Source organism: Acinetobacter vivianii, from assembly GCF_014635885.1.
Classification (GTDB): domain Bacteria; phylum Pseudomonadota; class Gammaproteobacteria; order Pseudomonadales; family Moraxellaceae; genus Acinetobacter; species Acinetobacter vivianii.
Genome location: NZ_BMDR01000001.1, coordinates 91,591 through 116,001, shown reverse-complemented (window position 1 = coordinate 116,001; position 24,411 = coordinate 91,591). Strand labels below are relative to the sequence as shown.

26 protein-coding genes are annotated in these 24,411 nt (G+C 38.2%); 14 read left to right on the top strand and 12 right to left on the bottom strand.

Annotated features, from left to right (window positions below):
• Nucleotides 1-161: 161 nt before the first annotated feature.
• From IEV36_RS00555 to IEV36_RS00515, 9 genes are all read left to right on the top strand, one after another.
• The gene (locus IEV36_RS00555) at nt 162-1,217 is read left to right on the top strand and encodes a linear amide C-N hydrolase (protein WP_005257195.1); all 1,056 of its coding nucleotides are present in this window, start codon (nt 162-164) and stop codon (nt 1,215-1,217) included.
• Between the two features lie 32 nt (nt 1,218-1,249).
• Nucleotides 1,250-1,765: a hypothetical protein gene (locus IEV36_RS00550; RefSeq protein ID WP_005257193.1), complete on the top strand. Its 516-nt coding sequence runs from the start codon at nt 1,250-1,252 to the stop codon at nt 1,763-1,765.
• Nucleotides 1,766-2,244: 479 nt separating this feature from the next.
• Nucleotides 2,245-2,811 carry a TetR/AcrR family transcriptional regulator gene (locus IEV36_RS00545; RefSeq protein ID WP_005257190.1) on the top strand — a complete coding sequence of 189 codons (567 nt, stop codon included), beginning with the start codon at nt 2,245-2,247 and terminating at the stop codon, nt 2,809-2,811.
• A 564-nt stretch (nt 2,812-3,375) separates the two neighbouring features.
• Nucleotides 3,376-3,687, top strand: coding sequence for an ArsR/SmtB family transcription factor (locus IEV36_RS00540; RefSeq protein WP_004771865.1), 312 nt, complete (start codon nt 3,376-3,378; stop codon nt 3,685-3,687).
• Between the two features lie 85 nt (nt 3,688-3,772).
• A complete protein-coding gene (locus IEV36_RS00535; RefSeq protein WP_005257188.1) occupies nt 3,773-5,473 on the top strand; it encodes a SulP family inorganic anion transporter in 1,701 nt (566 codons plus the stop codon).
• A 196-nt stretch (nt 5,474-5,669) separates the two neighbouring features.
• On the top strand, nt 5,670-6,872 hold the full coding sequence (gene sstT, locus IEV36_RS00530; RefSeq protein WP_005257187.1) for a serine/threonine transporter SstT: 1,203 nt from the start codon (nt 5,670-5,672) through the stop codon (nt 6,870-6,872).
• Nucleotides 6,873-6,878: 6 nt separating this feature from the next.
• Nucleotides 6,879-7,559 (top strand): YoaK family protein, encoded by a 681-nt coding sequence (locus tag IEV36_RS00525; RefSeq protein ID WP_005257185.1) that lies wholly within the window; start codon nt 6,879-6,881, stop codon nt 7,557-7,559.
• Nucleotides 7,560-7,562: 3 nt separating this feature from the next.
• Entirely contained in the window at nt 7,563-8,102 is a 540-nt protein-coding gene (locus IEV36_RS00520) for a DUF2058 domain-containing protein (protein ID WP_004771861.1), read from the top strand.
• 117 nt (nt 8,103-8,219) lie between these two features.
• Nucleotides 8,220-9,470, top strand: a complete 1,251-nt coding sequence (locus IEV36_RS00515; protein ID WP_005257183.1) for a mechanosensitive ion channel family protein — start codon at nt 8,220-8,222, stop codon at nt 9,468-9,470.
• A gap of 50 nt (nt 9,471-9,520) precedes the next feature.
• Here the strand turns inward: IEV36_RS00515 and IEV36_RS00510 are convergent, their stop codons facing one another.
• The 11 genes from IEV36_RS00510 to IEV36_RS00465 form a co-directional block, all read right to left on the bottom strand.
• A complete protein-coding gene (locus tag IEV36_RS00510) occupies nt 9,521-10,693 on the bottom strand; it encodes a type I restriction endonuclease (RefSeq protein WP_004771858.1) in 1,173 nt (390 codons plus the stop codon).
• Between the two features lie 150 nt (nt 10,694-10,843).
• A complete protein-coding gene (locus tag IEV36_RS00505; RefSeq protein WP_004771853.1) occupies nt 10,844-11,095 on the bottom strand; it encodes a hypothetical protein in 252 nt (83 codons plus the stop codon).
• A gap of 179 nt (nt 11,096-11,274) precedes the next feature.
• On the bottom strand, nt 11,275-11,556 hold the full coding sequence (locus IEV36_RS00500) for a hypothetical protein (RefSeq protein ID WP_004771852.1): 282 nt from the start codon (nt 11,554-11,556) through the stop codon (nt 11,275-11,277).
• 141 nt (nt 11,557-11,697) lie between these two features.
• Nucleotides 11,698-12,147, bottom strand: coding sequence for a hypothetical protein (locus tag IEV36_RS00495; RefSeq protein ID WP_005257182.1), 450 nt, complete (start codon nt 12,145-12,147; stop codon nt 11,698-11,700).
• 84 nt (nt 12,148-12,231) lie between these two features.
• Complete coding sequence (locus IEV36_RS00490; RefSeq protein ID WP_004771850.1) at nt 12,232-12,516, bottom strand: hypothetical protein; 285 nt, start codon at nt 12,514-12,516, stop codon at nt 12,232-12,234.
• Between the two features lie 108 nt (nt 12,517-12,624).
• A complete protein-coding gene (locus IEV36_RS00485; protein WP_004771849.1) occupies nt 12,625-12,957 on the bottom strand; it encodes a hypothetical protein in 333 nt (110 codons plus the stop codon).
• A gap of 228 nt (nt 12,958-13,185) precedes the next feature.
• Entirely contained in the window at nt 13,186-15,048 is a 1,863-nt protein-coding gene (locus IEV36_RS00480; protein ID WP_005257181.1) for a non-contractile tail sheath protein, read from the bottom strand.
• Nucleotides 15,049-15,362: 314 nt separating this feature from the next.
• Nucleotides 15,363-15,692 (bottom strand): four-helix bundle copper-binding protein, encoded by a 330-nt coding sequence (locus IEV36_RS18740; RefSeq protein WP_081402409.1) that lies wholly within the window; start codon nt 15,690-15,692, stop codon nt 15,363-15,365.
• A gap of 304 nt (nt 15,693-15,996) precedes the next feature.
• A complete protein-coding gene (locus tag IEV36_RS00475; protein ID WP_005257178.1) occupies nt 15,997-16,302 on the bottom strand; it encodes a hypothetical protein in 306 nt (101 codons plus the stop codon).
• Between the two features lie 93 nt (nt 16,303-16,395).
• The gene (locus IEV36_RS00470; protein ID WP_004771846.1) at nt 16,396-16,590 is read right to left on the bottom strand and encodes a hypothetical protein; all 195 of its coding nucleotides are present in this window, start codon (nt 16,588-16,590) and stop codon (nt 16,396-16,398) included.
• A gap of 133 nt (nt 16,591-16,723) precedes the next feature.
• Nucleotides 16,724-17,041 carry a hypothetical protein gene (locus tag IEV36_RS00465; RefSeq protein ID WP_004771845.1) on the bottom strand — a complete coding sequence of 106 codons (318 nt, stop codon included), beginning with the start codon at nt 17,039-17,041 and terminating at the stop codon, nt 16,724-16,726.
• 542 nt (nt 17,042-17,583) lie between these two features.
• Here IEV36_RS00465 and gltS point away from each other — a divergent pair.
• From gltS to gcvH, 5 genes are all read left to right on the top strand, one after another.
• Nucleotides 17,584-18,813, top strand: coding sequence for a sodium/glutamate symporter (gene gltS / locus IEV36_RS00460; RefSeq protein ID WP_005257177.1), 1,230 nt, complete (start codon nt 17,584-17,586; stop codon nt 18,811-18,813).
• Between the two features lie 159 nt (nt 18,814-18,972).
• Nucleotides 18,973-20,820: an ABC transporter ATP-binding protein gene (locus IEV36_RS00455; protein WP_005257176.1), complete on the top strand. Its 1,848-nt coding sequence runs from the start codon at nt 18,973-18,975 to the stop codon at nt 20,818-20,820.
• On the top strand, nt 20,820-21,260 hold the full coding sequence (locus tag IEV36_RS00450) for a MaoC family dehydratase (protein WP_005257174.1): 441 nt from the start codon (nt 20,820-20,822) through the stop codon (nt 21,258-21,260). The genes IEV36_RS00455 and IEV36_RS00450 overlap by 1 nt, the downstream gene beginning before the upstream one ends.
• Before the next feature lie 128 nt (nt 21,261-21,388).
• Complete coding sequence (locus IEV36_RS00445) at nt 21,389-22,414, top strand: AraC family transcriptional regulator (RefSeq protein WP_005257172.1); 1,026 nt, start codon at nt 21,389-21,391, stop codon at nt 22,412-22,414.
• An 87-nt stretch (nt 22,415-22,501) separates the two neighbouring features.
• Nucleotides 22,502-22,876 carry a glycine cleavage system protein GcvH gene (gene gcvH, locus IEV36_RS00440; protein ID WP_005257168.1) on the top strand — a complete coding sequence of 125 codons (375 nt, stop codon included), beginning with the start codon at nt 22,502-22,504 and terminating at the stop codon, nt 22,874-22,876.
• A gap of 71 nt (nt 22,877-22,947) precedes the next feature.
• Here the strand turns inward: gcvH and aspA are convergent, their stop codons facing one another.
• Nucleotides 22,948-24,396, bottom strand: coding sequence for an aspartate ammonia-lyase (gene aspA / locus IEV36_RS00435; protein WP_155757680.1), 1,449 nt, complete (start codon nt 24,394-24,396; stop codon nt 22,948-22,950).
• Between the last annotated feature and the right edge of the window lie 15 nt (nt 24,397-24,411).

Here is a 24,411-nt window from a genome sequence, read left to right as displayed (position 1 = left end):
CGGGCTACCTCTATGAGAATCAAGAAAAAATAAATCCCTACTTTTTATATTGATTACATTTTATTGCTTGAATAAGATAATTTTTTTAATAGACTAAATTTAATTCATTACAAAAACATTGAATAGAAATCATGCTTATATAACAGCAAGGAGTACCACTTGTGTTTAAAAAAATTTTAGGTTTTTCTTTTCTCGCGACCTCTCTGATCCTTCAGACGAGCCATGCCTGTACTCGTGCAGTTTATCTAGGAAATAACAACCATATCATTACTGCCCGATCAATGGACTGGAAAGTAGATGTTGGTACTAACCTCTGGATTCTACCCAGCAATGTGATAAGAGACAGCAATGCAGGCCCCAAATCACTGAAATGGAAAGCCAAGTATGGCAGTGTGATCGCCACTGGTTACGACATTTCAACAACAGATGGCATGAATGAAGCCGGCTTGGTCGCAAATGTGCTATGGCTGGTCGAATCTCAATATCCAGACACCAAGCATTCGAATAAACCTCAACTCAGCATTTCCGCTTGGGCTCAATATGTACTGGATAATTATGCGACTGTTGCCGAGGCGGTCAGTGCGTTAGAAAAAGAACCTTTTGACCTAATTACTGACAGTGTACCTGGTGAGCAACGTCTTACGACCTTACATTTATCGATTTCAGATAAAACTGGAGACAGTGCAATTATTGAGTATATTGGCGGTAAACAAGTCATTCACCATGATAAAAAATATCAGGTTATGACCAACTCACCGACCTTTGACCAGCAACTTGCGCTTAATACGTATTGGCAACAAATTGGTGGAACTGTGATGCTACCTGGTACCAATCGCGCGTCTGACCGTTTCGCCCGTGCCTCTTTCTATATCAATGCCATTCCTAAAAATGACGATCCAAAAGATGCCCTTGCCTCGGTCTTTAGTGTAATTCGTAATGCATCCGTGCCATATGGTTTAAATACAGCAGAAGAACCGAATATTTCCTCAACACGCTGGAGAACAGTTGCCGATCATAAACAGCAACTCTATTTCTTTGAATCAGCAGTTTCGCCAAACGTGTTCTGGGTAGATTTAAAGAAAATTAACTTTAAAGATGGTTTAACCCGCAAACTTGATCTTGGAAAAGATCAACAGAATACTTTTGCCGGTGATGCAACCCAACAATTCAAGGTCACCAAGCCGTTTGCATTTCTTGGACCACAACTCCATCGTTAATCATGAAAGATTCATACACGAGAGAATGAAAAATGAATAAAACTTTATGCCTGCTTAGCCTGTGTATCGCTATAAGCGGTTGTTCAACTCTACCAGACTCTTCAACACCAGCCACATTAGATAATCTTGCAACAGCAGGTTCACTGAACTGTAAAGCCAATGAACTGTGTCCCAATGTTTTTGTTGAATGGGATAAACAACAAAAACAGCAATTAAGAGTCGAAACTGTGCTCAATAGTAGTTATGACTATTACGATATCAAAAGCATCACCTTCCTGATCGATGGGCGATCTTTCGCCTACCAACCTGTGGGCCCAACTGAACAAAAAAATATTAACCGTTTAATCCCAAGACGCTCTTCCAATAGCTTTATTGTTCCAAGCTCGTTTCTCTATGAGTTAAGAAAAGCTCAGAATGTTGAGCTTTCGATAGAAACCGACAAAGGTAACATTAAGCGCTCTGTCTACACGCCAAATCAACAGTCCACGCTTTACCAGAACTTTGTCAAGCTGATTGCAGGCTTACCAACACAAGCCTCAAAATCATAAAAAAGAAAATTATACGATTAAAGTCAGTTATTTATTTTAACTAAAATAACTGACTTTTAAATATTACAGTTTTATTAAAAACCCGTTCCAGAATCAATTTTTCAAAAATATTTTCTCTGATAAATAAATAAACCATAGCAAACAACAATTAGACACTGATCATTATTTTCCAAACGTTAAAGATTATTTGAATAAAACCACATATCTTGTAAAAACAATTAGATGAATTATCATCCATTTATTTTGATCAATAATTCTATTCAAAAGTTCAATTGAATAAACGTATTTCTGATTATTTCCTCAATATTCATATCGTTAATTTTTATACTCCCCTTGAAAAGAAAGCTCAAAGGATCAATTAAATAAATATTATTATTTTTCCCTATGATCTTTCTAAAATACCATGTAGAATCCCAGCGAAAATTGCATGATGAAATGCAACATGGTGCTCTTGGTGATGGGCTAACTTGAGGCGTTGTATGTCAAAAAAAGAAGATATTATTAACACAGCATTAAGACTTTTTAATTCGCACAGTTATAACTCGATTGGTGTTGATCGTATTATTAGTGAATCTGGCGTTGCAAAGATGACCTTTTATAAATATTTCCCTTCAAAGGAAAAACTTATTGAAGAGTGCCTGATCCAACGCAATATTAACCTTCAGACTTCTCTTAATGCAACTTTGGCAGAGTGTGACCAAACGGATCACCTAAGCCAGCTTAAAGCAATTTTTCAATGGTACTCGGCTTGGTTTAATAGCGAAGACTTCAATGGATGTATGTTCCAGAAAGCTTTAGAAGAAGTGATCAAGATTTATCCATCGACTTTACAACCAGCAACGCAGTACAAAATCTGGTTAACTGCGCTCGTTCAAAACTTGCTTGCCAATCTCGAAATTCGTAATCCGACGCATCTCGCTACTTTGATTGTCAGTATTTTAGATGGTATGACGATTCAAGCACACGTCAACAAACATTCCGTTGAAATGGATGAATACTGGAAGCGCGTTGAACATCTGATCAATTTTGAAAAAGAATTTGCATAAGTCATGTTATCCCTTTATGAATAGAGGGATAATAATTAGACAAATTTAAGCAAGATTTGAATAAAGAATTGAAAAAAATAAAGCGTGATTTATAATTATTATTGTGGCTCACGCTTGCGTCTGAGTGTAAAAAGAATAATAAATATTATTACCCTCTGGCGGTCGTACTTTCGCACTCCCGATCCTTCTTATGCAGACAGATCGTTCTGTCTTGTTTTTCATTATATATACTTTTTATCAAAGCACAATCTTTTTTTCGAGTTTTTTATATTTGTTAAATATATTAAGCACTTAATTTTATTTTTCAGTTTAACTACACAATAAAGTTGCCTGAAAAGATGTTTAATTCGATATAAATGAGATATAAAACACAATAAATAGATATAAAATTAACCAATTAACACTTTAAAGAAAAATTAAGATTTAATCAGCATTTTTTAATCATTTTATCAGTTTTACTTATATATATTTTCATTAAAAACCATTGCAAATAAGCAGTTTTACTACAACTTTTTCTTGCACTGACTTTATACTAGCCACGGCTGTAACGTAATGAGTATAAGTATGCAAAAGGATTTTGAGATCGACGCAATGAGAGAATCTGCGGGTACAATTGTCACTGTACTTAAATCTCTGGCTAATACCGATCGGTTAATTATTTTGTGCCATTTAGCTAAACAAGAGTTAAATGTTTCACAGATTGAAGAAATCACGCAAATCTTCCAACCTACCCTGTCTCAACAGCTCATGATGCTAAGAAAAAGCAATGCGGTATCTACCCGCCGTGATGGTAAACAAATTTTTTATTCAATTCTTGACCCAAAACTCAAAGCAATTTTAAACACTTTATATGAGCACTATTGTCCTCAAACATAATTGTTGAAGAAATTAAGATCATCATAGCTTTCTTTAGCATTTTTTCTGCATAATATATACAAATTTATGATTTAGACTATGATGCATGAAATTGTTCAACCGAAATGTTTCCAGACTATTTCCTGCACGAAAATGGTTAAGCGAGTATCAACTTTCAAGCTTTAAGTCAGACCTGGTTGCTGCGCTTATTGTACTGGCAATGCTGGTGCCACAAGGTATGGCTTATGCCATGCTGGCTGGACTGCCACCAATCATGGGGATATACGCCAGTATATTACCCATGATTATTTATGCATTTACTGGAAGTAGCACAACCCTATCTATCGGCCCTGTCGCCATTATTTCGATGATGGTATTTGCGGCATTAAATCCATTATTCCCTGTGGGCTCTACCGCCTATATCGAAGCGGCATGTCTACTGGCGCTTTTGGTGGGTATCATTTCGATGGTTCTGGGACTATTGCGTTTCGGATTTTTGATCCAGCTGATTAGTCATCCCGTTATTCAAAGTTTTATCATTGCTTCAGCATTGTTAATTGCATTGGGACAATTCAAGTTTCTACTCGATATTCCCTTACAAGCCAGTAATATTCCAGAATTTCTGATTAGCCTATCTCAGAACTTTCACCTTATTACATTTACAGGGATGAGTTTTGGCCTGATCTCGGTCTTATTACTTTTTTTGCTGCCGAAATTTATCCGCTCTGGATTTTTAAATAAAATCCTTCCGCTGGTGCTGGTATTGTCTTCTATTATTTTGCTGAGCTTGATGAACGAGAATACTCTGGGCATTAAAACCGTGGGTATCATTCCGACAGGTTTACCAAGCTTACATTTTCCAACATGGAATCTAAGCTTGGTTCAGCAGCTTCTACCGAGTGCCTTTATGATTGCCATGATCAGCTTTGTGGAGTCACTCGCGATTGCGCAGGCAACAGCATTGCAAAAGCGCGATGATTTAAACAGTAATCAAGAACTGATTGCTTTAGGTCTGGCAAATATTGCTGCAGGGATAAATTCAGGTTTTGCTGTTTCTGGAAGTTTATCCCGTACCGTTGTCAATGCGGATGCAGGTGCAAAGACTCCAATCTCAGGGGTACTTTCTTCATTATTTATGATTGCAGTCAGTTTATATTTTACTGGCTTTTTTCAAAATCTACCTTTAGCCGTGTTGGCTGCAACAATTTTTGTCTCTATCTGGAAACTGGTTACCCTTTCACCCTTTATTGAAACATGGAAGTACTCAAAAGCAGACGGCCTTGCCATGTGGGCAACATTTTTTGGTGTAACCTGTATTGATATCTCGACAGGATTGATGATTGGTATTATTTTAACGTTTGTTCTATTGCTGTGGAAAATTAGTCGTCCACATATTGCAGTGATTGGTCTGATCGAAGGGACTCAACATTTTAGAAATGTATCACGTTATGATGTCATCACGACACCAACCGTAGTTGCCTTTCGCGTTGATGAAAATCTGACTTTTTTAAATGCGCATGTGTTAAAAGGTCATGTAATTACGGAAGTCAGCCAAAATGCAGAACTGCAACATGTTGTGATTAATTGCTCAAGTATTAGCAATATTGATCTGAGTGCTTTAGAAATGCTGGAAGATCTTAACCGTGAATTATCGCAGTTAAACATCCAGTTGCATTTGTCGGAAGTGAAAAGTTTTGTGATGGATAAATTGATTAAATCAGAACTGACCAAGGAACTTACGGGTCAAATATTTTTATCACATTATCAAGCAATACAAACACTTTCGCCTGATATGCTCGCAGAATGATCAATTTTAATGGATTATTTTTATACAAAAGGATGTGTCATGTTTTCCTAATTTTTTTTTAAAAACATTGTCTTAATTTTTTCGATATTTTTAAAGTAATTGAATTGCAAAAAAAATTTTATTATTCACGGTTCTTAGGTATAGAATACCGCCCTTGTTTAACCTTAAACCGTGCATAGGTTTATAAGGCCTTTATATGTTTAATGTATTGTCTCGCTTGAGCTTAGTTAGCAAAATTATTATCGCTATTTTTCTCGGGATTGGAGTAGCTCTGCTCTTTCCTAACTTTACACCCTACTTAAGTTTATTGGGTGAATTATTCATTAAAGCATTAAAGTCTGTTGCACCGATTTTAGTTTTTGTTTTAGTTCTTGCTTCAATCGCAAATTTCCAGATTGGTCAGAGTTCTAATATCAGACCAGTTCTGGTGTTGTATGTGGTGGGTATGCTGCTGGCTGCATTTAGTGCAGTGACAGCAAGTATTATGTTCCCAAGCCAGCTATTCTTGCACTTACCAACTGACAGTGCACTTCAAGCGCCTGGCAGTCTAGCTGAAATCTTAAAGAATTTACTTTTAAGCTTTATTGCAAACCCTGTACAAGCGATTGGTGAAGCTAATTTCATTGGTATTCTGGCATGGGCGATTGGTTTAGGTCTGGCTTTACGTCATAGCTCAGATACAACGAGACAGGTCTTAACAGATATTGCAGATGCAGTGAATAAAATCATTCATACTGTGATTGGCTTTGCGCCAATCGGTATTTTTGGTCTGGTTGCAGTAACCTTTGCCGATGCAGGTTTAGCGACATTAAAAAGCTATGCACATCTTTTATTTGTGTTAATTGGTACCATGCTGTTTGTTGCGCTTGTGATCAACCCAATTCTGGTTGCAATTACAATGAAAGCAAATCCATATCCATTGGTATTTACATGCTTAAAAGAAAGCGGTATCACTGCATTCTTTACCCGTAGTTCAGCGGCCAATATTCCTGTCAATATGGATTTGGCTCATCGTCTAGGTGTAAATGAAGCAACAGCAAGTGTATCTATTCCGCTAGGCGCAACCATTAACATGGCCGGTGCTGCAGTGACGATTACGGTACTGACGCTTGCAGCTGTACATACCTTAGGTATTCCAGTAGACCTAAGCACCATGATCATTTTATCTGTGGTTGCGACTGTATCAGCATGTGGTGCATCAGGTGTTGCAGGTGGATCTTTGCTCTTGATCCCTGTTGCTTGTAGCTTGTTTGGTATATCATCTGAAATTGCAATGCAGATCGTTGCAATTGGTATGATTATCAGTGTATTGCAAGACTCAACAGAAACAGCTTTAAACTCATCTACCGATGTTCTCTTTACTGCTGCCGTTGATTTCAGAGACCGTCCAAATTCATAGGTTGATATGCCACTTCAACGTTTACCCAACTGGATTCAACTTGGTGCCTTCTTACTTGCACTGAATGCAGGGATGGTAAACGTTTTAGGCTTATTTACGGTCTTACATCAATCTGTTTCTCATATGACAGGCAATGTCAGTATTTTGGCAATGAGTTTGCTGGACTGGCAGCCTGAACATTTTATTTATCTCACCTTAGTCGTCATCTGCTTTGTCACAGGCTCATTTTATAGCGGCCTGATTCTGGGAAATGGCAATGTCGCATTTGGACGGCGTTATGGGCTTCCTCTTAGTCTGGTTGCCATCTTTCTGTTGCTGACCTGGTTATTGCTTCCCTATTTCCCTCGCTATGGCTTGCTCTGGGCATGTGTCGCGATGGGTGTACAGAATGCGATGGTGAGCCACTACAAAGGCGCAATTATCCGAACCACCCACCTTTCTGGCGTGCTCACGGATATTGGTTTAGCTTTGGGATATAAAGCTCGTGGCTTGAATGTAGAAAAACGTCGGATTTTTCTACATCTACTCATTTTTATCGGTTTTTTATTGGGTGGACTCATTGCGAGTGCGCTTTATCCTTATTTAAAATTAAATAGCTTTCTTATTCCAGCGAGCTTAAGTCTAGGAATGAGTATGGCATACTGGATTTTCTATTTTCGCTCTTCATCAAACTCACATTTGGATTGAATTATGGTTAAAAATGCATTGCAGGCCCAATTATTAAAAGCTGGGTTGGTGGATAATAAAAAAGCGAAAAAACTGACCAAACAGGTGCAGCACGAACAACGTACTGGACAAAATGACGATGCAGTCCTCAAGGCTGAAATTGATCGTGCCAAGCAAGAAAAATTAGCCAAAGATCAGGCACTAAATCTGGAAAAGCAAAAGATTCTGGAAGAAAAAGCGCTAAAAGCTTCGATCATTCAGATGATTAAACAGCACAAAGTGAAAGATATTAACGGCGATGTGACCTATCAGTTTATTGATGAAGGGAAAATCAAGAAAGTCTATCTTTCACAACAGGTTTATAACGCACTTGTTTCAGGATCGCTGGTCATTGCCAAAGATCAGGACAATTATGCATACCTGCCGAAAGCGCTGGCTGACAAGATTGACCAGAAAATGCAAGGTTTTATCTTGGTCAATAACAATACCGAGAACAATGACCAGACTACTGATGAAGAAGATCCATACGCAGCTTATGTCATTCCTGATGATTTAATGTGGTAAAACACCACTGCGTTATGTAAAAACGCCTTACAGAACGTATATAAACTGTGATCAGATTATTATAAATATCAAATACACCTTACAATTCTCTCTTAAAGAATTTTAAGGTGTATTAGTTTGGATTATTTAGGTTTTATCCGTGATATTCGGGTTGAATTAAGTCATTATCCTTGGCTTGAGATGGTATTGGCCTTAATTGTTTTAATTTTATTTGCAGCGCTTGCAAACTTTATTGCGAAAAGAATTATTGTTCGTGGGATTCGCCATTTAATTACAAAATTTAAGTCTCCGAACCAGTCTATATTTGCCCAACATAGTGTTACCCGCCGTTTTGCAAATATTGTTCCAGCTATTGTGATTATGAATGGTATTAGCACCGTTCCTCACTTACCAGAGAAAGTCATTAGCTTGGTTCAAATGGGTGCGCAGGCATTTATCTTCCTTACACTTGCATTGACCGTGAGTGAAGCTTTAAATATCTTTAACCTGATCTATCAGCGCAATCCAAAATCAAGAAATAAGCCAATTAAAGGCTATTTGCAACTGGTGAAACTGATCCTGTTTGTTGTTTGTGGCTTGATGATCTTGGGTACCTTCCTCAAGAAAGATGTATTTACATTGCTTGCTGGTTTCGGTGCAATGGCCGCAGTCCTGATGTTGGTATTCCAGAATACAATCCTTTCACTGGTTGCCAGCGTACAGATTGCGTCTTATGACATGGTGCGTATCGGGGACTGGATTGAAATGCCATCGTTAAATGCGGATGGCGATGTAATTGATATGTCATTACACACGGTGACCGTACAGAACTTTGACAAGACATTTACAACGATTCCAACCAATAAACTGGTTACTGATACCTTTAGAAACTGGCGTGGTATGAGTGAATCGGGCTGCCGTCGTATTAAGCGTTCGCTTTTTCTAGATCAAAGTAGCGTTCACTTTATGAGTGATGATGAGCAACAAAAGTTAAAAGACTTTTTATTACTCGACCAATATCTGGATGCAAAAAAATCTGAAATTGAAGAGTTCAATAATCACCTAAGCAACCAGTCACGTTATAACCAGCGTCGTTTAACCAATCTCGGAACGTTCCGCGCTTACGTTGAGTTTTATTTGCGTCAGCATCAAGGGATTGCGCAGAACCAGACCATTCTGGTACGTCAAATGCAGCCAACCAGTGAAGGTTTACCATTAGAAATCTATGCATTTACCAATACCATTGCATGGGCATCTTATGAAGCCATCCAGTCTGATATTTTTGATCACTTGATTGCGATTATTCCTGAGTTTGGTTTGAGAATTTATCAAGCGCCATCAGGTCATGATTTCCAGTTACTTACGACTGAGCAAGAAACAAAAGCGTAACAACTCTTCGAATTTAAAACATAAAAATAGCCTCAAATGAGGCTATTTTTTCAACTCGCTGTCCGTTTAAAATTATCATCATTTATGCAAAAATCTAAACAATCTCTTAGTATTCCAACTACTCGATAAATATGTTGAGGTTTTTCTAAAAATACTTGCCCATTAGATTGAACTTCTAAAGCAGCTCTTTGAAGCTCTTTTTTACGCTCGTCATCTAAAGGTACAATAAATTGGATAGTTGGACGTTTTCGGTTTACATCATACCTAAAAAGCCAACGATTATTTTTACCTTGATACAAAACTGAATAATAACTTTCAGTATCTTTTGCTTCCAATTCAATTTCAGGGAAAAGTTCGCTAACAATCCTAAAAAGTTCTAACTCCTCCTTTGTCGTTATAATTTTTGCATTATCAGGATTTACAACGAAATCTGGCTCTTCCTCTATTATATTAACAGGTTTTTCTTCTGGAACATTTAGTGTCGGTTCAATTGCTTGGGCTGTAATTATTGTTGGCGAAGATAAACCTTTAACGACTGTATCACTAATAGCCTGCTCAACTGCTTGCTTTACAAAAGGCTGAATAGACTCTAAAAATTTCGTATTTAATTGTCGTTGAATACTTGCTTGTTGTGCGACGTATCGAACAAAATCAAGATCTACTTCATTAATACTTTTCTTAATCACTGTTTTAAACTGTTGGATATATTGATTTTCTTCAGCAAAAAAACGAAGTTTTTCTGCATGAAAGTTATCATGTTTAAATTCAGCAAGTTGTACCAACTCTTCGGCTTTATTTTTTGTAAAATCTACGACTAAGAAAGGTTTTTCATCCATAATATTTGGATTAATCAAATCAGTAAAAAACCTCCATTCCCTACCATTTGTAATCGCCCCAATGGTAACACCTAAGCTACTATTAAAATAACGTGATAGTTGTGGAGCATGATTTGTTAAATCAGCAACATAAGGCTTTGCTTCAATAAACATAACTGGTTGACCATTACAATATAGTGCATAATCAACTCGTTCTGTACTTTTCACTCCAGGAAAATCTGCTGCAAATTCAGCCAGAACTTTAGTTGGATCATAAGGACTAAAACCCAAAATATCCAACAGCGGCAAAATTAACGCTTGTTTTGTGGTTTCTTCTGTCGAACAATGATTTCCTACTCTTTTAACATGTTCAATATGTGATTTTAATTTTGAAATAAACTCTTCCATGGTTTTACCCCGTTTTATTAATACTTATTTATTTGCTTTTAACTTCATAATATATTTAAGGTTAAACAATGGCAACATTAGAAAAGAATTTATTTTATAGAGTACAAATATTTTAAAACTTAAGAGTAAATGAATATTTTCAATCACTTTTTAATTCATCTCAAAATATCGCTTACACCCTTCCATCCATTCTTTCGATACAGGAGGCTCATTAGGATGTTCAGTATTGGCGAGTTCACAATCCTCAACTTTGTTTAATCCGTTATCAGCAGGGAAAGAATAACCATAATAACCGTCACTATTCAGCTGATACCCCCCTGTTTTTCTATAATCTAGATACAGGTAGCTCACAGATATCAATGTGATTGCTAAAATTGAAATCACTAACCCTTTTAAGGTCATTTTGTTCGCTCTATTGCTATTTTTTCAACATTATAAACATATTTCCTAAACACTTAAGGATATTAAAATTTATCTTATAAAAATTATCCCCACTTAATCATCATAAGCATTGAAATTAATATTTTCTAGATCACATAAAAAAAGCCCTAAACAGTTAGGGCTTTTTTTAACTTTTTACCTCAGTCCCATTCAAGCTGGAACTGGATATTGGTATTGGTAAAATTAGGATTAAGGAAAACACGATAACCCGCAGCCTTTAACTCAGTGACAACAATATCTGCGTCCTCACTACTCACTTCATGTTTTGAAAATTGTTGTAAGGCATCGCGGTCGCCATCATTGGCTCTTAATTTAATGGTACTTGAAATCTTGGAGAGAATTTTATCTACAGTTAATTTTTTAACATTGGCATTAGAAATTGCAGTAGCTCGTGATGCAGGTAACAAAATTTCTTCGTTCACTGTATTCCGCCTGTGATATCAGAATAAGAAAAAAATATAATATGTTCTATTTCCACTTTTTCAAGTCATCAAATTGAACTAAACGACATATTTTGGCGCATAAGTCGCAAATTGGTGATCAGATTGATTCATTAGCGCCACTTAACGTAAATCGTCTAAACGCTTTACAGCAAGCTTGACCCCATAACCCTCTTCATTTTGCCCACTCAATCGGCCATAACTGATCACAGCTGAGACTTTTTTATCAATGTGATGACCAGCCAACTGTTTTGCATCCTGATCTTTAAGATAACCCACCGTTAACCCCTGAATTTCTACCCGAATCGTGTGGTCATGACTTGAATTTGATGGCTCAGAGCGAACGCTCGCAGTAGTTTCCACAAACTTAGAAGTAGGATCTGTTGCTCTCGCAATTTCTCTTAGATGATGCTGATAAGAGTGTTCGCCAGTAATCTCGAAGGTATATAAGACATTATCAGCAAAAGAAGCATCCTCTGAAGCGGAGGTCGATAGACTTTCATTATTTTGGAATTTTCTGGCAAATAATATGATCAATAAACCGATGACCAGCGTAATAATGATTGTCCACATATAATTATCTCCCCCCAACTTATTAGAGTAGATATAACACGCTTAAATGACTAGAAATTTCTGTTGTTTGTATGCAGATCGCACTTAGTCTGCAATGTTTGTTATTTTTCTTTGCTCATAATATTGCAAAATACTACTGACCTTGAGCAGTAAATAGCCAAACAATAAGCCATTCATAATGATGCCGATACCGACAGCAATAATTTTTCCAGACCAAACTTGAACGATGTCCAGATTATCGTTTCGAGTTTCTATTTGCCCGAAAAGTACAATAAAAGCAATGCCAGCAATACATCCCAATATCATAACAACCCACGCAATAAAGGTATTGGTTGTGCTTTCTCTTAGATGGTGTTGGGTTTCACTCATACTGTCCCCTAAATAGGCCTAATGATTGATATTATGTGATGAATATATCAAATTTTGTACAGAGAAAAAGCTCCAAATTGGAGCTTTTTTATTGCAGTTCGTTATTGTTTATTTACAAATAATATCCAGCTTTTCAGCGTAGTAATCTGTCGATATTTTTAAATCGTTCATCAATTTTTCTTTGGTGTAATCTTTTGGTGCAACCTTTAACAAAGCTGGAATATATTTCGATTCATACAGCTTTGGATAATCCTCACAAAGTACTTTAGTCTGTTGCGCTTTAGGCGTATCTGGATTATCCAGAATATCCATATACTCAGAAATTTTATTATCTACTGTCTCGAAGCTTTCCTGAGCCTTTTCACTCTTTACTTCAGGCTGCTTATTACAACCTACACATACGATTGCAATCAAACCAAAGAATAGAATCTTGTTTTTCATAAGGATCTTTAAGTTCTAGAAAGTAATAAAAGCTAGTGTATATCAGTTTTCATTTGAATAAATGAGAATTTATTTTTCAATTTCTTGTCTATTTCGTAAAGTTTATAGAACACTTCCTAAACTTTGTGCTGCAAAAACGCTGCCCTAAAAATTCCATTTATTTTCTGCAAAATATGAATCTAAAAAAAGGCTTTGAATCACAAAGCCTTTTTCATCATAAGTTTAATTTTATAAATAAATTTCAGGTGGATACGGCGTATCGTCGCTGACTGGAGAATATAAACTATGCTCCACAAAGAAACCGCTTGGTGCCTGTGCAATATCGATTGTGACGGAATCAGCCATAACCTGAGGATAGGCCCAAATGAATTGTTTCATCAGCCCCAACGGTTGATTATTTTGCATATCTCCAAATACGCGCTGCCAAATCGGTGTTCGATAAGCCTTGCTCGCGTCAAAGCCATATAAATGAGCAATGGATGAATCCGGTACAAAGCCAGCCAGATATGCAACCTTACCTTCTGGATAATTCAGATCCTGCGTCGGAATCTCTGCCACCGCCTGATGTGCCAAGCCCAAACGTGCTTCTAAAATCCAGTCATAGGCTTCCGTCATGAGGTAATCAAAATTCGGATATGAATAATGTTCACGCGGATAATTGATATCCGTCACCAGAGTCTCAATTGGCGTGCGAATTGTCGGGAAGAAAATTAATGGGCAGACTTTGGCTTGAGGGTATTTTGTCTTAACCACAGTACGAATATCCTGACAGGTCTGTCCCAACTTGTTTCTTAACCAGTTTTTAAACTCATCATACGGCGTTCCCGTCTTATTCATGGCTTCGTAGATCGTGCCTAGATTCGGTGCATACAAACCAGTATCTGCATTAAAAGCCAGTTTGGTTGGGTAATCATAGACACATGGGAGATCTGTGCCCTGGTTATACCACCACCACGGTTCGCCAATCTGCATATTCACTTCACATCCGCCAACAACCATGGTATCTGCAAACTCAATAAATGCTTTATGCAAATAAGCCTGCGCATTTTGATCACATGGACTAAAGAAATAACTTGGTGGCTCATAACCTGTACGGCCCAGATCACTATTCCAGTCACGCTGTGCCCAGAATTCATTGGCCCCCAATGAATACATTTCAAAGCTCACCCCAAAAACAGGCTGCATATCGGCACAATGTAATGCCTGAGCAAAATGTTCGTGCCATTTTCGGGTACATGGATTAACCACATCTGCATTGCTTAATAATGGATCTGGAATTTGCCATTTATTGATATCGGCTTTCCATGACATTTCAGGATATTTAGACATGCCACAATAATGATTAATTAAGCCGTGATAACCCAAAGCCGCCATGTTATCGACCAGTCGTTGCGGATTAAGATCATAATGATCGTCATAACTGGTACAAATGCCATACTCATGCGCAGGAACTGAGACCCGATTTAAAGTCAGCTTGGCATTTGGGCCTGTGGTGACGGAGTTCGTCACTCGGATATAACCATCTTCTGCCTGAGCCAATGGAAGTGTTGAGTGTCCATTGTAACTCATTGTAAATCCAGAAAAAGAAATACGCTGAATGTTACTTACAGGAAATGGATCTGTTGCAGAGAACCCTGCCTTAACGGTATCCCAGTTGATATGAATATGCGCTGATCGTGAGGCTGGCTGATCCGCATAATTAAACAGCACTATATAGGCAACTTTATCGACCCCATTTTCATGATATTGCACAGTCAATGTCGGTGTTAAAGCGGGATTATTTAACGTTGGCATACTTGCCGATAATTCAATATCAAAATCCCAAATCGTACCGCTGTAGTCATATTTAGTCTCATAAGCGAGAAATTTATGATCTTTTACATCATAAGAATCCCAACTAACACCGACCAGATCAGTGGTGGTACGAGAACGGAAACATGCTTCAAAACCGTTACCAAAATTCGTAATTGCAAAAGACATGGTCTGCGCACCGTCTACACGCCAGAACTTTGGATTAAAACGATCGATGATCGAAGTTGTAACAGTTAAGTTAGGAGATTTTTTAAAGTTTTTTTCAAAGTTATTCGTCATTTGATAATGCTCTCATTTAATAATTAAGTTTTTATCTTAAGTAAAGTTGTTATTTTTAGCTGTTTGTATCGGTAATCTTTGATCAAAAGCGAAGCACTTACATTGAGTTTGTGTAACTTGGATTGTTCATACATAAAAAAGCCTATCAGTTGATAAGCTTTCCAATCATTGCTGCTTTTCAGCTGAGTGAATATTTTGACTATATGACAGGTCGTTATCTTTATAGTCTTCACAATTTCTTATCAGCATTTTTTCATTTTTGGTATCAGCTATAATTTCTTTACAATCTGCTCTCTTCATCAATCTTGATTCAATTAGGCAGCCATTCTTCTACATTCTATGGCGCATTGATGACAGGTTTCAGCACATTGCTGACAATGTTCAGAGGCATGTTTAATACATTCCTTGGCGCACCAATCACATATTTTTGCGCAGATCTGGCACATCTCAGCCAAAAAAACTGATTCTCGTTGATGTGCTTTGGCACATAACATACAAATATCTGAACATTCCAGACATCGGGTAATACACTCCCGCATCATCTCGACCTTTTCCTCTTCTAAACAGGCCGATGCACACGTGGTACAAGTTAATGAGCAAACCAGACAAGCTTTAGCGCAATCTGAAAACTGGATAGTGTCCATATTTTTCTCCTTAGCTAAATCATCAAAAGTGATTACTTAACAAGCTAACCAGATAAATAGATGCAAAACAGACAGGTTCGGTTATGAAAAGTAAGCCATGTTTTTTTAAGTAACCTGAATGAGAAATGAATATTAAATATCTCTTTATTCGCTAGAGAAACGACAGATTTATAAGGCTAATAACTACGTAAAAGAAATGTAAAAAGAACTAAGTATTTTTATTTATCTTCATAACATAAAACGCTCAAATTCATTGCTGAAAGTGAGCGTTTTATATGACGAATTGGTCAATATTTTAAATTAATTACTGACTATAAATATTTTTATGCAATGTGTCTGAAATCCAATTGATAAATCCAGTTTTATTCTTAAACTGTGGCGTATCAAATAAATTTACATCTAACTCAAAATTATTAAAATTCATAAATTTATAGATACCGCCTCCCATAGGGATCAAATGACTATGCGGATATTTAAGTGATTTAAGTGCTTCACTAAAGAATAATGCTTTAAGAGGTATCTCACTATTTTTGTACAACTGATAACTTTGAGATTGCGTGAATAAATCATATTCTTGATCTAAACTTGTCTTGATTTGGGAAATAACCACTTCAGACTCCTTTATGACTGGAAGTCCTGTTATAGCATAGAAACAAAAAAAGCCCACCTTTTGATGGACTTTTAAAGTATTAAATTGGTACTGCTAGTGCAGGCTTAACTCTTCATCTTTGGCAATAACGACAGATGTTAGCATCGGAATCCCCAAGATCACTGGAACCATAATAATCCATAAATCAGTCGTTAAATGACTTGAAAAGAAGAAATGGATAACGATGGCGACCAAAGCAAGTACACTTAACAAAACACTCATGAATCGAACTGCAAATTTAATCAGCATTTTTTGATCCTATGTGATTTTAGTATACCTCATCAGTATACGCTCACTGTATCCATCATGGTATGCCCTTTTGTACCGCCCATAGATCACAAAAAAAGCCCAATACGAATTGGGCTTTTCTGATTAATAAAGATTACTTCGCTTCATTTACACCCACAATAAACTGGCTGCAATTTGAACCTTCTGAAGCATTGGCCAATTGTTTTTCAGAAAAATTGAATTTTGCAGCAACAGATGGATAGTCCTGCTTGAGGCTCTGCCCAGTTAAAGACCCCAATAATTTCACTTGTTCTAGTGTTAACAATTCATTTTCTACCGCTTGATTGACCATCACACAGGCTGTCGTCATCGCATCATAACGCGCAGCTGTTTTTGAATAGCCCAATGAGCCAAGCAAACCGCCAATCACCAAACCAACAATCGTCGCCAAAATAATATGTTTTTTATTCATTCAAGTTTCTCATACAACAAAAAAATTAAGCCTCTCAATATATTGTCTTTTTCATTTAAAAAAATGGTCTTTCTGTTTTGGTTTTTATCGTGTTTGAATACTTTTGACCAGAAAATGTAAAGCAGCGAAATACAAAAATTTTGTGCGATAGAAATAAGTGAATATTATTTGATTTATGCTTATAAAAAATGTTCGATACAACGCTTTCTCTCTTTTTTTATTCTACTTTTTGAAGTTGATATCGTGATAGATGCATAAAATTTAGCCTTTCAGACAATTGATCAATTTCCAGAAAATTGACATGCTTTCAACGACGATAACGCATAGGAAAAATGATAGTTTTTTATAAAAAACTATTAAATTAAATGCTTAAATTTACTGTAATTTTCTTCTTTTTTTCTTCCACTCATTCAAAGCATGGATAAATTTTAAAAACTTCACGATTCAGCAAAAATCAATTATTTCAAAGGAATTTTTTTTAATTTAATCTAGCGCGCTCAACAGCATTTGCATGCTTTGTGATTCATTCTTTAAGGACATCTATGGATTTCACACTTAATCCAACATATACGCTCATGCTAGCGGTGTTGGTCCTCTATGTAGGACGCATTCTAAATCAGCGCATCCCTTTTTTGACCAAATACAATATTCCCGAGCCCGTTGCTGGCGGTCTGGTTGGTGCAATCATCTTCTACTTAATCCACCAGTTTGCGGGTTATACCATTTCAGTAAATAAACCGATGCAAGATACATTTATGTTGATGTTTTTTGCATCAATCGGTTTAAGTGCTAACTTTGCAAAGCTTAAAGAAGGCGGGAAACCATTAATCATCTTTCTGATTGCCATTTCATTCTTTGTTTTAATCCAGAATGGCGTAGGCATGGTGATTGCTTCTATGGTCGGTCTAGATCCATTGATGGGTGTTATTGCGGGCTCAATTGCCTTAGTCGGCGGCTTAGGTACTGCTGGAGCTTGGGGACCAATCTTTGAAACCAAATATGCAGTTGAAGGCGCCTTGCCAATGGGAATTGCAAGTGCAACCTTTGGTATGGTAGTCGGCGGCTTAATGGGTGGCCCATTGGCTCGCTACCTAATTCGTAAACATAATCTGGCTTCTCCATTAAAAGCAGAAACCCGTGCAGAAAATAAAGAGGCTCCTCTCACAGAGAGTGAATACACTTTTGAAGCACCTCAGAAAGTACGCTTGATTACTGCTGATAATGCAATTGTGACTTTAGGTATGTTTGCATTTGCCTTGGCATTTGCTGAAACCATGAAGAACTTAACCATGGGTACGGCGTTTGAACTGCCAACCTTCGTCTGGGCATTGGGCGGCGGCATTCTATTGAGAAACGTTCTGGAAACTGGTTTAAAACAGGAAATCTTTGACCGTTCAATTGATGTGTTTGGTAATACCGCACTCGCATTATTCCTGGCAATGGCTTTGGTTTCATTGAAACTTTGGCAATTGGCTGATCTTGCGATTCCAATGATTATCTTACTGATTGCTCAATCGATTGCAATGTGGGTATTTGCAGTTTATGTCTCTTTCCGCGTAATGGGGAAAAATTACGATTCGGCAGTATTAGCCTCCGGTCTATGCGGCTTTGGCATGGGAGCAACACCCAATGCGATTGCTAACATGCAAGCCATTACCAATATGTATGGTCCATCCCATAGAGCATTCTTAATCGTTCCACTTGTGGGTGCATTCTTCATTGACCTTGTAAATGTTGTTGTTATTCAGACGATTTTACAATTTTTTGGTTAATGCTCATTCTTTAGAACAACTATAAAATCAGACCATTTTAGGCCATATCCTGTAAAAGATATGGCTTTTTTATTGATATCCTTTTCTCATCTCTATTGCTGATTTTCTGCTATGCTACAGAACAAGCTGAATTAGTACTTTAGATTAGAGGAAACCGAAATGCTGCGATGGTTTGAGAAGCTAGTCGATCCATACCCCACTAAAGACTTAAACAAACCATTACCGACTACCTTTTTTGCTTTCGTTTGGCAATCCACTCAAGGCATTCGCCCTTTTCTATTTTTACTGATTGCATGTACTGCTGCTGCGGCCTGCTTTGAAGCTTTATTCTTTTCCTATATAGGTAAATTGGTCGACTGGCTCACTAAAAGTCAGCCCAACACCTTTTTAGAAAACAATCAGCAGAATTTAACCATCCTGATCAGCATTTTGTTTGCCAATATTTTCTTTGTTAGCTTGCAATCGATTATCAAACACCAAGTATTGTTTAGTAACTTTCCAATGCGTATGCGTTGGCGCTTTCATAATTTACTGTTGCAACAAAGTCTGGATTTCTTCCATACCGATTTTGCTGGCCGCCTTTCCGCCAAAGTAATGCAGACTGCGCTGGCAGTACGTGAATTCTGGATGATTCTTGGTGATATGCTGGTTTATGTACTAGTCTACTTTATTACCATTAGTCTGGTCATGGGTGCAATTTCGCCAGTGCTGATTGTTCCCCTGATTTTATGGTTAGCCCTATTTATTGCCATTGCCAGCTACTTTATTCCACGACTGGGTAGAATCTCCCAGCAACAGGCCGATGCACGTTCAGTCATGACTGGTCGCGTCACCGATGCCTATACCAATATTCAAACTGTAAAACTTTTTGCTCATGCTGGTCGTGAAAGCCAATATGCCAAAGAGTCGATGCAGGAATTTATGGTGACGGTCTATAAACAAATGCGTCTGGGTGTGAAATACCAGATCAGTATTCGTTTACTCAGTGCGTTCCTGTTTATTAGTGTGATTGGAACATCTGTTTGGCTGTGGACACAAGGTCAGGCAGCAATTGGGGTCATTGCTGCGACTACAGCGATGGTACTCAAGCTGGATAGTCTAGCCGAATTTATCATGTGGCATATTACCATGCTGTTTGAAAATGTCGGTACCATTCAGGATGGTATGAAAACACTGGGCAAACCGATCCAGATTCAGGACAAGGAAAATGCCACTGAATTAAAAGTACAGCACGGCGAGATTCGTTTTGAAGATGTTAGTTTTGCTTATAATCAGAAAAATGTGATTGACCATTTTAACCTGACCATCAAACCTGGTGAGAAAATTGGGATTGTCGGTCGTTCTGGTGCCGGAAAATCAACGCTGATTCAACTGCTCTTGCACTTCTATAACATCAACCAAGGTCGCATTTTGATTGATGGACAAAATATTCATGATGTAACCCAAGATAGTTTACGTGCCAATATTGCCTTAGTGACACAAGATACTTCTCTGTTACATCGTACCGTTGCCGAAAATATTAAATACGGTCGTCCAAATGCGACTGAAGCTGAAATTCAACAGGCTGTCAAAAAAGCCAAAGCGGAAGAGTTTATTCCGCAGCTAACCGATATGAAAGGCCGTGTTGGATTTGATGCTTATGTGGGTGAACGTGGTGTAAAACTGTCTGGTGGACAACGCCAACGTATTGCAATTTCACGGGTTTTCCTGAAAGATGCACCCATTTTAATATTAGATGAAGCGACCAGTGCCCTTGACTCCGAGGTCGAAGCGGCCATTCAAAGCAGTTTAAATGACTTGATGGTTGGCAAAACGGTCATTGCAATTGCTCACCGTTTATCTACTATTGCACAAATGGATCGTCTCATTGTGCTTGATCAAGGCAGAATCGCTGAGCAAGGCACACATGAACAACTTATTGCTCAGGATGGTTTATATGCTCAACTTTGGAAACGTCAGACAGGCGGTTTTCTGGTTGAACAACGGGTAACGCAGGACACAGAATAATGTTGTATTTAGAAGACCTTAATATTGGTGATCGTTTCATCAGCCGTGAATATGAAATGACACTTGAAGAAGTAAAACAATTTGCCAATCAATACGATCCACAACCCTTTCATACTGATGAGCAAGCTGCTGCTGAACATCCTATTTTTCAAGGCTTGGCAGCGAGCGGATGGCACACTTCAGCCGTGACCATGCGCCTTTGGACTGAATGTTTTCCAGTGGCAGGCGGCTTGCTGGGAACAGAGTCAAGCTTACGCTGGCCACGACCGACACGTGCGGGCGATAAAATTCATGTTGAAGTGGAAATTACGGCAATTGTTCCATCTAAAACAAAACCTGACCGCGGTATCGTCAGCTACGTAACCCAAGCTTTGAACCAGCATGGTGATGTGCTATTAATATCTACAACCAAAATTTTGGTATTTAGAAGAGCTGCTTAAGGCTTGGACATTCAGTGACTGTTTTGTCCAACAATTTTTAAGATTGATTATTTTATTTCATGTAAAGATGTTTAAGACTTTAAAGTTTAAAAGATATTGGCAAAATTGATGAGCGCCACGGAAAGCACATGAAAACAAGCACAACTCGTCAAGATCAAGGAATACCAGGCGTCTATGGCTTATTGCTATTAGATGTGGTTTCTCGCTGGGGATATAGCGACGAAACATTATTTGCTCCATTTCATTTAACGAGCGAACAACTGGCTGATCCGAATTATCGAATTCCAACGCCGATTGCCAATGAATTGGTGAAGCATTCTTTGCGCCTTACTGGTGAAAGTACACTAGGTTTTCACCTTGGTACGCAAATGCGAATTTCCATTCATGGTTTTATTGGTTATGCCATTATGACGGCGCATGACATTACCGATGCAATTGCATTGGCAAGCCGCTTTATTCAATTACGTCTGCCTTTTTTACAGCTTTATTTTTCAACCTTCGGCCCTAAGGCGACCTTACAACTGCAATGTGATATTGAAGTTGAGCCTTTACGCACCGAAATTATTTTAGGTTTGACCATTGGCATCATGACCATGGCAAGAGCCTTAACTGGAATAGAAGATTTAAGCGGTGAAGTGGATCTGGATTTCCCAGAACCAGCAGGCTTTGAAAAATATAAAGATAAACTCAGTAGCAGTATTCGTTTTAACCAGCCGCATTTAATCTCAAGCTTTGATAAAAAGTATCTGGGTTTGAAAATGGTCAATGCCGATCCGATTGCCAGTCAGATTGCCATTAATCAATGTGAAACTGAACTGTCAGCACTTGGCGAACGTCGTCGTTTAGCGATGCGTGTCCGTGATATTCTCACCAATTCAGAACAGCATTACCTCAGTATTGAAAGTGTAGCTGAACGTTTGCATATGTCTGACCGCACTTTAAAGCGTCAGTTGGCAGCAGAAGGAACTTCTTTTTCGACCTTAGTAGATGAAGTTCGTTATCGTCATGCTACCTCTCTGCTTTCCCGAACGGATTATAGTCTGGAACAGATTGCAGATGAGCTTGGCTATTCGGATGTTGCGAATTTTAGCCGTGCCTTTAAGCGCTGGAGTGGCCGTAGTCCAAGTAACTGGCGTAAAGATCCTTACTTATAAGATCTTCTATGCCGAAAGCTTTTGTTTTTATTGAAAAGCATGTATAAACCAAATAAAAATGATACGACAGATTGTTAAGGAGTTGTCATGAATCATCCAGCAGAATTGAAATATGCACGCACGCATGAATGGGTAAGAGTCGAGGGTGACCTCGTTGTAACAGGCATTACTGACCATGCACAAGATGAGTTGGGTGATTTGGTTTATGTGGAAACCCCAGAAGTGGGCAGCCATGTAACCGCGACAGAACAGGCAGGTATTGTAGAATCTGTAAAAACAGCATCAGATATTCATGCCCCTGTTTCAGGTACAGTCGTTGAAGTAAATACCGATCTTGAAGATGATCCTGATTTCGTTAATGATGAACCGTATGGCAAAGGCTGGATTTACAAGATCAAACCCGACAATATGGCGGATGTTGAAAAATTACTTTCAAATAGCGAATACGAATCAGGTTTGTAATTTTATAAATCTCGATCAAAAAGCCCAGTACACTTACTGGGCTTTTTTTGTTTTTGAGACTCTTACATTCATTAAGCAACGTAATCTACAGGGATGCCATCCACCTCAGAAACCAGATTCTCAAAAGAGAAAATTTCATCAAGTTGAGCCTGAGTCAATAAACCTCGCTCTAAAACTACATCCTGAATGGTTTTATTCTCAGCAATACATTGCTTACCAATTTCGTCACAGAGCGCATGACCCAATAATGGATCAAGCAAGGTAATAATTCCAACACTACGCATCACTGCATCATGACAAGCCTGTTCATGCGCCTTGATCCCCCGCACGCATTTCTCATCCAGACTTTGCATAGCATGCGTTAATAACTCAATTGATTCATTCAATGAAATTGCAATCACAGGTTCCATCACATTCAGCTGTAATTGCCCTGCTTCAGCAGCAAAAGTAATCGTAAGATCATTACCAATCACTTTAAATGCAATCTGATTCACGACCTCAGGAATGACTGGATTGACTTTTGCCGGCATGATTGAAGAACCCGCTTGTAGCTCGGGCAATTGAATTTCACCTAAACCCGTACGTGGCCCAGAACTTAGCAGACGTAGGTCATTACTGATTTTTGAAAGCTTGCATGCCAGACGTTTTAACGCGCTTGATAAGATAATAAAGACACCACAATCACTGGTTGCTTCGACATAGTCTTCTGCCCCCACAAGTTTTAAGCCTGTAATCTCCTTCAAGCAAGACACGACTTTCGCAGCATAACCTTTAGGTGTATTCACCCCTGTACCAATCGCAGTCGCCCCCAGATTCACTTCGAGTAATAATTCACGGGTACGCTTAATCAATCGCAAGTCTTCTTTTAATAGAGTTGCAAAGGCACGAAACTCTTGCCCAAGTGTCATAGGTACGGCATCTTGTAATTGGGTGCGCCCCATTTTTAAGACGTAGCGGAATTCAACTGCTTTATTTTCAAATGAAGTAATCAATTTATCCATTTGCACAAACAAGGGATCCAGTGAGCAGTAAGTCGATAGTCGAATTGCTGTTGGATAAACATCATTGGTCGATTGGGATTTATTGACATGATCATTGGGATGGATGACATCATATTGGCCTTTTTGATGACCTAATGACTCAAGTGCAATATTGGCAATGACTTCATTGCTATTCATATTAATCGAAGTCCCAGCACCACCCTGATAGATGTCGATCGGGAAAGAATTTTGCCATTTTTCTGTTTCTGTAATTAAGGCATCACAGGCATGCTGAATCGCTAGACTTTGAGTTTCGGTTAATTTTCCAAAACTTAAATTGGTTTGTGCCGAGGCTTTTTTAACTTGCGCCAAGGCACGGATAAAATAGCCATTTTGTCCAACCTTTTGCGACGAAATTTTAAAATTCTCAATTGCGCGTAAAGTATGGATTCCATAATAACAATCTGCTGGAACTTCTTTTGCACCCAGTAGATCATGCTCTATTCTTATTGTTGCCGCTTGAACCGTATTCACTTCCATTTCTCTCAGAGAATG